Source organism: Bremerella sp. JC817, from assembly GCF_040718835.1.
Classification (GTDB): Bacteria; Planctomycetota; Planctomycetia; order Pirellulales; family Pirellulaceae; genus Bremerella.
This window is the reverse complement of record NZ_JBFEFG010000274.1, coordinates 823,314-835,978: the sequence shown is the minus strand read 5'-3', so window position 1 is coordinate 835,978 and position 12,665 is coordinate 823,314. Positions and strand designations below refer to the sequence as shown.

General features: G+C 54.4%; 10 protein-coding genes. 6 read left to right on the top strand and 4 right to left on the bottom strand.

Annotated features, from left to right (window positions below; translation table 11 throughout):
* Positions 1 to 83: 83 nt before the first annotated feature.
* Positions 84 to 380, bottom strand: coding sequence for a hypothetical protein (locus tag AB1L30_RS17565; RefSeq protein WP_367014708.1), 297 nt, complete (start codon positions 378 to 380; stop codon positions 84 to 86).
* Positions 377 to 1,261: a DUF3846 domain-containing protein gene (locus AB1L30_RS17560; RefSeq protein WP_367014707.1), complete on the bottom strand. Its 885-nt coding sequence runs from the start codon at positions 1,259 to 1,261 to the stop codon at positions 377 to 379. Before AB1L30_RS17560 ends, AB1L30_RS17565 begins: the two co-directional genes overlap by 4 nt.
* 1,064 nt (positions 1,262 to 2,325) lie before the next feature.
* Between AB1L30_RS17560 and AB1L30_RS17555 the strand changes: the two genes are divergently transcribed.
* The 4 genes from AB1L30_RS17555 to AB1L30_RS17540 all read left to right on the top strand — a co-directional run bounded on the left by AB1L30_RS17555 (position 2,326) and on the right by AB1L30_RS17540 (position 4,959).
* Positions 2,326 to 2,742, top strand: a complete 417-nt coding sequence (locus AB1L30_RS17555) for a DUF4279 domain-containing protein (RefSeq protein WP_367014706.1) — start codon at positions 2,326 to 2,328, stop codon at positions 2,740 to 2,742.
* Positions 2,739 to 3,248, top strand: a complete 510-nt coding sequence (locus tag AB1L30_RS17550) for an ankyrin repeat domain-containing protein (RefSeq protein WP_367014705.1) — start codon at positions 2,739 to 2,741, stop codon at positions 3,246 to 3,248. Before AB1L30_RS17555 ends, AB1L30_RS17550 begins: the two co-directional genes overlap by 4 nt.
* Positions 3,249 to 3,365: 117 nt before the next feature.
* Positions 3,366 to 4,562, top strand: a complete 1,197-nt coding sequence (locus AB1L30_RS17545) for an aspartyl protease family protein (protein WP_367014704.1) — start codon at positions 3,366 to 3,368, stop codon at positions 4,560 to 4,562.
* A 4-nt stretch (positions 4,563 to 4,566) separates the two neighbouring features.
* The gene (locus tag AB1L30_RS17540) at positions 4,567 to 4,959 is read left to right on the top strand and encodes a hypothetical protein (protein ID WP_367014703.1); all 393 of its coding nucleotides are present in this window, start codon (positions 4,567 to 4,569) and stop codon (positions 4,957 to 4,959) included.
* Between the two features lie 493 nt (positions 4,960 to 5,452).
* Here the strand turns inward: AB1L30_RS17540 and AB1L30_RS17535 are convergent, their stop codons facing one another.
* Positions 5,453 to 8,065 (bottom strand): prolyl oligopeptidase family serine peptidase, encoded by a 2,613-nt coding sequence (locus tag AB1L30_RS17535; RefSeq protein ID WP_367014702.1) that lies wholly within the window; start codon positions 8,063 to 8,065, stop codon positions 5,453 to 5,455.
* 761 nt (positions 8,066 to 8,826) lie between these two features.
* On the opposite strand from AB1L30_RS17535, the gene AB1L30_RS17530 reads away from it, so the two are divergent.
* The gene (locus AB1L30_RS17530) at positions 8,827 to 10,143 is read left to right on the top strand and encodes a hypothetical protein (protein ID WP_367014701.1); all 1,317 of its coding nucleotides are present in this window, start codon (positions 8,827 to 8,829) and stop codon (positions 10,141 to 10,143) included.
* Positions 10,144 to 10,427: 284 nt separating this feature from the next.
* Positions 10,428 to 11,099, top strand: coding sequence for a GNAT family N-acetyltransferase (locus tag AB1L30_RS17525; protein ID WP_367014700.1), 672 nt, complete (start codon positions 10,428 to 10,430; stop codon positions 11,097 to 11,099).
* 21 nt (positions 11,100 to 11,120) lie between these two features.
* Here the strand turns inward: AB1L30_RS17525 and AB1L30_RS17520 are convergent, their stop codons facing one another.
* A complete protein-coding gene (locus AB1L30_RS17520) occupies positions 11,121 to 12,266 on the bottom strand; it encodes an aminotransferase class V-fold PLP-dependent enzyme (RefSeq protein ID WP_367014699.1) in 1,146 nt (381 codons plus the stop codon).
* Positions 12,267 to 12,665 lie beyond the last annotated feature (399 nt).

Genomic DNA, 12,665 nt, shown 5'->3' with positions numbered 1-12,665 from the left:
TTGGCCCGCTACGCGGGCCAAATGCGGGCCTCAAAGCGACTGTCTCGTGCCTTTCACAGCCACCGGGAAAGCCGCCCGCAAGGTCATGGTTGCGCATCGGTTTTTTCCTCGTCTGTGAAGGCGGCCTCGCCGTCCTTCACAGAAATGTCGAAGGACAGAGAGTCCCTGTTCTCAATGAAGGCGAGATACTCGGTCAGAAAATCAACGATATTTTCCGATTCCACCTCGCATTGAAGTGCTGAGTAGAATCCATCGCAGTTCCTGACCTTCCCATTGACTCGAAATCTCGATGCAGACGCCAGATGTTCAACGCTGGCAACAAACCGCAGCCAGTCGTGAATCGCCTCAGCAGTTCGAAGTTTGCATTGGATGTGTTTCATGTGAGGCCCCCCATCGCTTCGATTCTGTCGATCACCTGTTGAGGTACATCCTGCGTTTCTCCTTCAATGTCGGTCAGCGTCATTACGGCGGTGCCGAAAACGTGAAGTCCGACCATTGCCGACGCTCGCCGATTCAGTGGAAGTCCCTCAATTCGTCCGCTGTCGTTGACATAGAATCCAAGTCCCTGTCCGTTTCTGAAGGAGATACGTTCGATGCGACCGCCGACTGCCTTTTGATAGTCATTCAGGCTCGACATCAATCGCACTTCTGCGTCACCATTCGTGTCAAAGACGATTGTTTTCACCGCTCTATCTTTCCTCGTCATTCGCTCTGTGAACTGCGGAGTCGTCCCAAACTCTGAGAGCGGAGTTGTGCCCGGCACAGACTGGCAGATGAACTGCTCCGCAGGAGTCTCCTTCCAGACAAAGAAACTCCCCTTACGCTGGCCGCATTCGGGACAGGTGAGGGTTCGAGCAGAATGGTTCTCCGGTCTTTCAGTGCAAACGATGAAGTGGAGGGAGCATCTCATGCACTTCGCCTTCACTTTGACGAAGGTTGACTGGTTCTCATCGATCTCGTGCCACTCCTTGACGACTACCCGGAGATCGTCACGCTCCCTTTCGAGCTTCGCCTTGCCCTTCTCCAGTTCGGCGATCTGGTCATGAAGCCGAGTCAGCGGTTTCAGACTCTCAATCTGCCCATCTTTGGAAGCGACTGTGCGTTCCAACTCGTCGATGCGTCTGGTCAGGCTTGCCTTCTCTCGCCGAAGTTCGCCCGAATACCGCTCGACCTGTGATAGCAGCCTGAGTTCTTCCTGTTCCCCGTGGCAAGCTTCTCGCAGGTCCGCCATTGCCTGCTTGAATTGCGTTTTGTCTGCCATGATGGTTCTCCTCGAACTTGGATAGAGTTGGAGCAGCACGCTGCTTGCTCCTCACAAGTTGGAGGGCGAACTGGCAATTCGACTGACGAATTGGGAATTCGGCGGAAATGTGACCCTGAATTCGGGCGGCGAATTCGGAATTCGCCCTTTCAGAAATAAGGGCGAAAGACCAGCGAGGGGCCGATTACGAGCGGCTCGACAGCGATCTACGCCGCCAATAGAAGGTGGGAAACATGGGCGTCCCACTCGGCGACGGAGGCGAGAAAAAGTTCAACTGGGCCTCTGAACTCTCGACTTTTTTTCAGAAACAAGCCTTTCGGCGAGAGCGTCGAAGGGCTTTCTCATTGAGGCGACGATGGTTGCGGTTTGACGATTGTGGTTCAGATGGTGCACAATAGTCTTTTGAGTTGACGCAACCCTTGTCTCTGCTTGACGGTGGGCGGTTCAAATCCCGTCGCCAGTTCGGATCGTGACTCAGAGAAGCAAAAGCTTGGGGCCCCCTCCTATAACACCCTTTGATCCGGGAAATCAGAAGATGCCCATCCCTTCTCCCCGAGCGGCTAAGGTGTCTTTCGCTCTCGCCATCACCGCGTTTGCTGGTGGTGCTGTTTGCATCATGGGCGGCCAGTGGCCCCCTGGGCTTATGCTCGTCTGCGCTGGGGTGGCCGGAATCATGACCTGGCAGATGCACCGGCGCATGAGACCAGACGATGACCACGCAGTCTAACCTTTGCGCTATAAAGAACGCGGCCGGGCGTCGCGGTTGAGATCAGTGCGTCCCATGCGACGGGTCACTGAGTTTGGCGCGTTCGGTGTCATGTTCCAGCCACCAAACTGCCGACCAAATGCCACAAGTGCGTATCCCAGCCCCGAATACCGGCGATAAATAGTTCATTAGCCGTCTTGTTGCACCGACTTTTTCCATACCATGTTACTGTCGATTCTTTCGGCTGTTGCGTGCAGGCACCTAAGGAAACACGCTAGGTGAATTCCGCAAGTTGATTCTGTCGTAAGCAGTGCTTATACATAGAAGCTCTGTCTAATGGGAAGTTGGGCATCACTTCATGGCAACAGTACGGCGTTCTGTCGCGACACTCCGCATCTCGGGTGAGACGCTGCAGCCACAGAAAATCACAGCTGCACTTGGATGCGAGCCAACCTCAGCTCAAACGAAAGGGGAAACTCTAGTCGGAGCCAAGACAGGCATCGCCAGAATCGCCAAGTTCGGGATGTGGCGTCTAGAGGCTACGGAACGCGAACCGGCTGACCTGGATTCACAGGTTAGCGACATCCTTTCCAAGTTGAGCCCTGATTTGAACACTTGGAAGGAGATCACTTCGGCTTACGACGCCGATCTTTTCTGTGGCTTCTTCATGGATCAACCGAACGAGGGGCTGGAAATCTCGCCTGCTTCGTTGGCTGCTTTGGGTAATCGCGGCCTAATCCTCAGCCTGGACATTTATTCTGAAGAAACTCCGTGACCACCCACTATCAAAAACGCGAAATTCTGCGGCTCGCTCGAAGTGGTCACACACGCAGACTTCAACAATTGTTGCAAAACCACGTCGATATCAACTTTCTGCATCACAAGACTGGAATGACACCGTTAATGACGGCTGTGCACGCGGGGCGTGTGGCGGCGGTTGAACTACTGCTGAACTTCGACGCTGATCCGAACTTGCGTGCAACCGACAATGCTTCGGCTTTGCATTGGGCTTGCCTACGGGGTGACGGCAATATGGTCAAAATGCTTATTGATGCGGGAGCTGAATTAAACATCCGTCGAGAAACCGACCGCGATGACGAAGGCCCGGCTCCAATTCACATGGCACTCGGCAAGTCTCACGATGACGTTGCGATCTTGCTGGTAGAAGCAGGAGCGAGCGTTGGAGTAAGATACTTCGGACTTACTGTCGTGGAATACGCAGCGAGTTGTGGATGCGATGCAGTCGTGACATATCTACGGCAACTTGGTGTGAGGACGTAGCTCGAAACCAACCCATCAAGCCTCTAACGCGGAGCCGCCAATCGCGTTGTTCACGAAGTCAATTTGCTGTTTTCTGACAGAGCCGAGTAAAGAAGACGTTCTAGAATGGTTAACTCAATGCAAATCAAACCAAGGCAGATGTTGCCTCTCATGATCCTTCTAGTTTGCGTCGGTAGTCTGTTGGGCGCTGAGCGCAAAGTACTTCTTAGTACACGCGTTGCAACCAACGGTGAGTTTCTGACGGTTCCCGTTGTCGTTGCTGGTCGACAGTATACGTTCGTGGTTGATACCGGTTCGACTGCTACTGTATTAGATTCGAAGTTCCTAAATTCACTCTCACTGCCTGACAAAGAAGGACCGGTGATACCGGTTCGCGAAGGTAAGCAGTCAAAACTATACACTGCCCCACCGATGAAAGTCGTAGGGACAGAGTCTGGCGAATTGCTTTTCCCTATCGATTCGCCGGTTCTTTGTCTTGACTTGGCGGATCTACTAGATGGCGGTAGTGACAAAGAAATTGATGGCGTGCTGGGAATGGACTTTCTGCAGAAGTTTGCTGTGAAGTTAGATCTCACCGCAGGACGAATGCAAATTCTGGATTCCGATTCCGTGACTGCCGATGAAACTGAAACAGCGATACCGCTTGAGTTTGCGAATGGCACACCGCGTGTCCTGGTCGAGTCGAGTGACGCAAGATTCTGGTCCATTGTCGATACCGGTGCCTTACCTACGTTGTGCATTCGCTCAGACGTTCACAACTACTTATTAGAACAAGGAACGCTTACCCCATGGAGGTTTGAAGTCGAAGTTGAGGGGGATAAGCGTGTTGGAATTATCGGGATAGGCTCGTTGGCGTCGTTTAAATTGGGCCCCTTCGAGCATAACGGCCTTACTGCAGACGAAGCGGAGAGAGGCACGCTATTGGGCCTCGCCTACTGGAAAAGATACCAGGTTACATTTGATTTTCCTCACAAGACTGCATTGCTTAGACCTAGTCGCTACTTTCGAATGATTGACGAAACGGGCCACTCAGGAATATTCCTAAAAGCCGTCGACGAAAGCCCAAACCAAAAAGAGGTCGGGCAAATCGTATTGGGATGTTTTGCAGAGCGAGCAGGCATCAAGATTGGCGACCGTGTGCTTTCCATCAACGGAAACTCCGTTGAGAACATGCCGATTGACAACATGAATCGACGCTTGTCCCAACGATGGCATAAAGAGTGCGTTCTCATGCTTGAACGAGATGGAGAGTCTTTTGCGATCACCCTGCCTAGGCTCAAAGAAATGCCTGCCGCTGATGATCCCGGCGAATAAGCCAATGAAACTCATCTACTCACCACACGCCGAACTCGAGTTTCAGTATACGGTCGAACCATATACTGCAGCACGCAAGGCAGCTATCGATGTAATTCGCAATTGGTCGACTATTACGGACTTGGTTGCATTCGCCGAGTCTCGGCATGGTTACGAAAACAGGGACGGGTTCTTTGGCATCACTTATGCCAGTGATCTTGACGACTTCGATCGCGCGAATGGAATTTCCATCCCGAACGACTACGTCGAAGCGAACGCAGGGTATGGCGCGAGTGCTGGTGAAACGCACCAACTTCCCGAATCGGAATACCTTGAATTGTTGCGACAGTTCTTGGTTCTGAATAATCGCCCGGAATTGGCGACTCGGGTTGAAACATTGCTCACGAAAGACGTATGACAAACGGTGGCGCTCGGAGCCGCAGCCCGGTGAACTCAGTCGTTCCAACCTCAGGTACGCATCTCTCACGCTCATATGTCATCAACCTCGAACTACATCGCGAGAGTGCAGAAGTTAACAAGGTTCTTCACTGCTTCGAGGATCACGCTCGACGAGTACGCAGAAAACCTACTTCTATCTTGTGTGACCTATCCCGAGGTGGATGAACTCACGGCCCGCGAAGTCGCTGCGAGCATTCCTCAGACTGCCCAAGTAAGAGTGCAGCAGGAAATTGAAAAGATACTTGACCCAAGCTTTCGTTTCCCTGACCTCCATTATGACGGTCCCGGACCAAGCCCTGAACTTCGCGAAAACAAGCGGTGCGTTTACGAGAATCGAATCCGATGGTGTTCCCGTGCATTGAAACAAGCAATGACAACGGTGTAGCGGATCATGCCGTTACCGCAAGATCGCCTGCGTGGGCGATCTTGCTTTGGGATTCGCTTCGTCCCGCTTATTCGCTCTTTCCTTCGCCGATGGTGCGGAGGAGGAACTCTTCGTACTTTCGCATCCGTCCCAGGCGTTTGACGTCGCCGTCGAGGCCGTGGCCTCCGGTTGGGTCGAGGAACAACTCGACGTTCGTTTCTTTGCCTGCCTTCAGCAAGGCTCGGTAGACCGCCATCGTGTCTTGGAACAGGACGTTGGTGTCTTCCATACCATGGACCAGCAATAGCTTCCCTTTAAGGTTCTTAGCCAACGGGATCAGCGAGTATTTCTCTTGATCTGGCTTGCCGGGCCGCGAGGGGCCGACCGTGCCCGTCGAGTACCACGAGTTATAGTTTTCCCACTGCGTCGGACCGGCACCAGCCATGCCGACCTGGAAGACCTCTGGCTCGGTGTACAAGCACATCTGCGTTTGGAAGCCACCGAAGCTCCAGCCGTAGACCGCCACACGTTGGTCGTCGATGTTGTAGTTCTCGGTCATGAATTTGACGCCATCGACCAAGTCTTCGACTTGTGGCTTGCCCACTTGTTCAAAGTTCGACTTCTCGAACAAACCACCGTAACCTGATTGCCCACGCGGATCGACGACGATGGTGACGTAGCCATGTTTCTGGGCCATGTACATCTGGAAGAAGTAACCGTCAGAGCTGTAGCTGCCATCGTTCACGCTATGACGACTGCCGAGCGGACCGCCATAAACGTAAATCAACAGCGGGTGCTTGTCCCGTTTCTTCCAGCCTTCTGGCTTGAACATCATGCCGGCGATCGTGTGCCCGTGCCGGTTTTCGTACTCGAAGAACTCCGGCTCGATCTCGACCATCGCCTTCGCTTCGTCAGGATGCGAGTCGGTGATGGTGGTGACCTTTTCCTTTTCGTTCTGGGCAACCAGCTCGGTCAATTCGCCGAAGGTGACGTAGTTGCCGATCATCCGTTTGCCATCGTTGCTGACGGCCACGTCCGAGAACGTTCCGTCCTCTTTGTTCAGCCGAGTCAGTTCACCCTCTTCCAGGTCGAGGACATACACCATCAACTGGGCAGCCGACTGCTTGGTCGCGGTGACGAACAGTTGCTTGTGGTCGTCCGAAAAACGAATCGGGTAGACCTCGAAGTGTCCGCTGGTCAATTGGCGAACGCTTTCGTACAGCGGATCGAGCAGATGAACATGGCGAAAGCCACTTTGTTCGCTGATGAAGACGATCGATTTGTTATCGCCAGCGAAGTCAGGCGACACCATCCCTGGCGTGTTCGGGCCGCCGTAATGTTTGAATTGATAAACGGTCTTGGCGTCGATCTTCAGCAGTTCCGGCGCGGCGGTCGAGCCACCACGGGGACCACGGCGGCCAGGCGTGCGATCTTCGGTGTCCTTCTTCTTCGCTTCGGACATCTTCGTGCTGAATTCTTTTTGACGCTCGCGTTTGGCGGTCTTCGTCGCTTCGGCCAGTTCTTTTTCCGAAGGCCACTTGGCCAGTCGGATCTGGACTTCGGAGTTCTCTTGATCGAAGAAGCAGAACGTCACTTGCTCGTTGTCCAGCGACCAGCGAGGCGAGCTGATCACGTCGCGCGGTTCGTCGATCGTCTCTTCGAAAATCTGGATCAAGTCGGCATGCTCGGTTTCAGCTACGTCAAACTCGTAGAGGTAAACTTTGATCGTTTGGGGTTTGACTTCGTCGTCGGAAACCTGGCGAGGCACACTGTCCGATTTGGCGAAGCGGTCGCGATAGCGAATGATGTCGACGGTCCGCCCGCCTGGCGAACTTCTGGTGCGACTGGTCAATACCATTCGCTTGCCGTCGGGGCTGATCGCATATTGGCTCAGGCTCTCGCCGGAGGGCAGATTGGGACTGAGTTGTTCCACCAGGTGCTCGCCGAAGGTAAAACGCAAAACGGCGTCATCGCGTCGGACGGTATAGCCGGAACCATCCGGCAGAAACGCGGTCTGCGACTCACGTTCGTCAGTTTTCGTCAGCCGAACGAGTTCCGGTTCGTCGAGATCATCAATCAAGTAAACATCCCCTTCGGAAATCAGCAGAATGCGATTTTCTGTGGGGTGCCATTGGAACGAGGAAATCCCGGAGTAGACCGGCGCGTACTCGTCGTCGGCATCTTCGTCCGAGACATTCAAATAGATTTCGCGTTCGGCCTCTAACTGCTCTTCGGTCTTTTCCTCGTCTTCCTTCTTGGAGTCATCCTTGTCTTTGTCCTTTTCTTCTTCCTTGTCGTCGGACTTCTCTTTTTCGTCGGATGCTTTTTCCTCTTTGTCCGCCTCTGGCTTGTGCTTCTTCAGGCGGTCTTCAATGACGATCCGCGAGGATCGCTGAAACTTCGACATCATGCCGATGTCGGTGATTCGCTCCGCCTTTCCGGTCTTGAAGTCGTAGATCCACAGATCGCTGCCATGCCGGCGCTCCTCGTAAGGACGATAGAGATAGGCCGCGTAGCGTCCGTCGGCAGAGAATTCCGTACCCCGGGCCGAAGGACCGAACAGGCTCTTTTCGGGAAAAAGATCTTCGAGTTTCAAATCGCCCTTGGCGTCGTCGGTCTTGTTGTTCTTTGCGTAAGTAACCGCGGGAAGTAAAGCCGCGATGACGAAAACGATCGCCAAAGAAAGTGAGAATCGTGGCATGTTTTTCTGTCGCTTGCTGGATGAAATGATCGAGGCGGAACGAATGGATAAACGCGAGCAGATGGGGTGGTGTTATCTTGAGGGACATCAACAACGTGAGGACGAAATAACGCGTGTGGATCCCGCAGAAGTCACTCGTGACTCACTACAGTTTAGGGGAAATGCGAACGATGCGTGATTTCGTACGACGGGATGTTTCATCATAGCGCAGATGCTCCGTAGACCGGAATCCTGTTCCTCTCGAAGAAAAAATAAATCCTCTGCGAGATTTCTTGCTCCGGGTTGTCAGATGGAAAAATGCTACTGAACCGCATCGCACATCGGCAAAACTCGGAGTCGTAGGACGCACACTGCAGCTTCCTGATTTTGAGAACCTTGCCGTTGATACCGCGATTTTTGTTGTCGCGATTTACGCTGGTTCGGTCGCGAACCCTCTGAAATTCCCCGGCGTTTGGGGGAGGGACTGGCCGAGGGTGCTTGCTCAAGGGTGTGCAAGGCTCTGTTCAGAAGCCTTTACCGCTGCTAGATTTGGCGTTGAGTCGAAAACTGCGGATCGACAAGACAGGGAAGGCTAGAACTTGGCTGCCGTAACCTTTTTTTCGCTCCGGCTCAGTTTTTCCTCCTACCCCTCGTTTGCTATAACTTTGGCAAATTCAATCCCACTCCTGCCTAATCGCCTACTGCCAAGACGAACGCAACTTTCGTCTCACCAGAATGATTGGGAACAGAGACGCTTTCTGGTCCTTTGAGGAAATATGCTCATGGCTGCTTCACCTTCGATTCTCGCCGACAAACTGCACGAGTACCCTCAGCAAGACGTGATCGATGGGGCCAGCGACGGCATCGATGCGGTTCTCGACGGCTGCCTCAACCAGAATGGGGGCGTGCTGCAACTTCTTCACCGTTATGCAGGCCGCACGTTCTGCACGCCAGGCAAGCGTATCCGCCTGGACGAGAAGTCGTATTACCCTGACTACATGGGCGGCACCGGCCTCGATGAAATCTGGATGTGCTGTACCGTGCCGATCGTGACAGGCGTCATCGACACCCGCACCAACAAAGCTCCCTTCCGCGAAGGGGAAGCACACGTCCTCACCGCGGATGGCAAGGTGATTGCCCTGCAAGATTTGATCACCGCCAATCCTGAAGCGGTCATGGGCGAAAAGGTGACGGCATTCTCGAAAGAGATGTTCGGCAAGGCAACCTGGCCGATCGTGTCGAAGAAGTTCGACAACCTGAATCCGATTCCAAATCACCTTCATTGGGCGAAGTGGGAAGTCTACGACATCAACTCGTACGACAATCCTGGCGTCAGCCCTTCGCATTATCACACCACGGCGATGGGCCTTTACCCGTTCGTCACCAAGGACCAGTTCCTCGATTGCATGAAGCAGTTTGGCAAGGGGGAGTACAACGGCATTCGCCACTTGGCTCCGCACACCATGATGCGACTCGACAACGGCTTCACGATGCCAAACGGCGTGCTCCATTCGCCAACCGATCTGTGCACGCACGAACTGCACGTCACGATGGACGAACACTTCCTGGCGGAAGACGTGACGCTCGACGGCCGCATCAGCGCCGAAGCAGCGTTCTACGCTTGCCGCGAAGAAGACTATCCGAAGTCGCGGCATGAAGACTGGGATTACCTGGTCGATCAGTTTGACTTTGTAACGAACCAGGACCCTGACTTCGTTATGAAGAATTCCCGTCCGGCGATCACGGCTGAGGAATTCAGTGCGGACGGTGTCGACGCCAAGTGGATTGTTTACGGCGAACTGCTCGGCGACCAGAAGTGCTCGATCCTGCGTCTCATTTTGAAGCCAGGTGCGAAGGTGAACTTCTGCCCAGAGTGCCCAACGATGTTCCACACCAACGGCGGCTGCGGTCGCGTGGGTGGCCTCGCCGTGAACTACAACCAGAACATGATTCTGGGCGAACTCTATTCCGAGATCGGTTTCATCACCCAGGTCGCGCTGAATAACGGCGGCGTGGAAATCGAAAACACCGGCTCCGAGCCACTCGTGTTGACGTTCGACTTCCCACAGAACGCCCACAGCAAGACGCCTGGTACCTAATCGTCGGCACACGACTCGTAGCGGTCTCGTTCGTTCCTGAGATCGAGCCCAACTAACCCACATGAAGAGGTTGCCGGATCCGGCAGCCTCTTTTTTTGTGGCTCGCTCCGGGGCGAGGGCAGGGCGTTCATTACTTCGCCGAAAGCGGTTGTATCGATTGTGATGACAGACAACCTGTCAGGAAGGGACCGATTGTCATTTGCTTGGGTGGGGATTCGGTTGAAGACTTGGGAAGCCACGACCATCTAGTTTGGTGTTATCAAACCTCTGAGGTTCACCGATCCATGCTTCCTCCGAACTACAGCATCCGTCAAGTTGTCCCTGAGGATTACGAAGCCATCATCGAGATCTGCAAAATGGTCTACCCGGAGGAAACGCCTTACACGGTCGAAGAACTGGAAGACCATCGTCAGGTCTATCCGCAAGGGCAGTTCGTCGCGGTCGAAACCACACGCAACGAAGTCGCTGGTGTTCACTTCACGCTGCGGCTGAAGATGGTCGATTTTCATATCGACGACTCGTGGGACATCCTCACCGACGGTGGATCTTTCCTAGATCACAATGCGGAAGGGCCGACGTTGTACGGCGCCGACATCATGGTCCACCCGACGCACCAGCATCACGGCCTCGGCCATGCGTTGACCGATCAGGCCCGTTTCCTGGTGGAAGCCGAGGGACTGTGGCGAATGGTCGGTGCCAGTCGCTTGCCTGGCTACGGTCAGCACCGCTCGGAAATCAGCGCCGATGCCTACGTTGAAGAGGTGGTCAACGGAACTCGCTTTGACCCTGTGCTGAGCATTCATCTGAAGGATGGCTGGACTGCCGTCCGGCCAATCCAAGGCTACCTGCAACACGACCCCGATAGCGCCGGCTGGGCGGTCGTTATTCAATGGGTTAATCCTGAGTGCCCGCCACCGCCCGAGTTCGACCTCAGCAAGCTGTCTTCGACGGTTTAAGGCAGGCTTGGCTTACATCGCTTAAGCATTGGCCGCGATTTCTCGCATCGCGTTGACGAACGTCGCGATGTCTTGCTCGGTCGTGTAGGCATGGGCCGAGATGCGGATGAACATGCGGTCTTGCCAGCGAATGACAGGGGCCTCGATGCGGTAGTTATCGTAAAGCCGCGTCTTGAGGGCGTCGGACTCGAGCTTCAGTGCCGTGACATCGATCAGGCCCATTTGTTGGAAGAAGTCGTTCGGGTGAACCCGCTGGATGCCTTCGATTTGCGAAGCCTGATCGACCGCCGAACGGACCAGGTCCCAGGCCTTCTGTCGGGCTTCGTCGGTGAAGTGCTTCTTTTGCCACGCAATCGCCGCCGGTACTGCCAAAAAGGGAGCCGGGTCGTGAGTGCCGAGCCACTCGTGGTTCGAGACAAACTCGTTCTCGCGATGAAACGTTTTCTCAGGCCCCCAGCCCCAACCAACAACCAGCGGGTCGACCATCGGCTGGCGATCTTCCCGCACGTAGAAGATTCCAGATCCCTTCGGGGCACAGATCCACTTGTGGCAGGTCGCCGTGTAGAAGTCGGCACCCAGCTTGCCCAAGTGAACCGGGATCTGCCCCGGTGCGTGGGCCCCGTCGATCATTGTGAAGATGCCTGCTTCGCGAGCCCTTTGACAAATTGCTTCGACAGGTAGCGTCAGGGCAGTCGAAGAAGTGATATGGCTCATGAAGATGAGCTTCGTGTTTTCGTTCACGCCTTGCCAGAACTCGTCGACGATCGCTTCGTTCGATTCCACAGGCAGCGTGATCGCTTGCTGGACTACGCGAAAGCCTTTCTGCTCGGCGGCGTACTGAAATGCGAACCGGCATGCGCCATATTCGTGGTCGGTGATCAAGACTTCGTCGCCAGGACCCAGCGGCAAGCAGCGTGCGATTGTATTGGCCGCGAAGGTCGGATTGGAAACGAAGACAAGCTCGTGTGGCTGGGCCCCCAAAAATTCGGCCACCGTGCGCCGGGCATCCGCCAGCAGTGTTGGCAATTCACGCTGCAGAAATCGAACTGGTTGCCGCTCGAGCTGAAGTTGCCAGTGCTGGTAATCTTCGAGCACTTCCTTGGGGCAAGCTCCAAACGACCCATGATTAAGGAACGTGACTTCAGGATCGAGAAGAAAGTCGGACATGTCTTGAGCACCGGTGATTTCAATGACTTAAGGCGAAACGCAAGCTGTCGGAGTTAACGGCAATGCGGGGCGCCAGCACCTGAGTATGAAAAACGACACGGCGACGTAAAGGCGTACTCAGGTCAAATGAGGCGGTGCTCAGCCAGAGGTTCAGGTATCCATGCCAAATCGTAATCCGCTGTCAGACAAACTCGCCAAAAACAACAAAATTGCCGCGGCCCCTAATTGGGACCTAAGGTGCAAGAGTTCCTACTTTCGACGGTCTCAGGCTGCCTGACAGCGAACCGGATAACGGTAGTCGTTTCGGCAAATGTCGGGCAAAAAATTTGGACGGAAAAGAGTCGATCCGACGCAGAGGTTGATTCGCAATCGTCGTGCGAGGGGGCGAGCAGGGCAGGG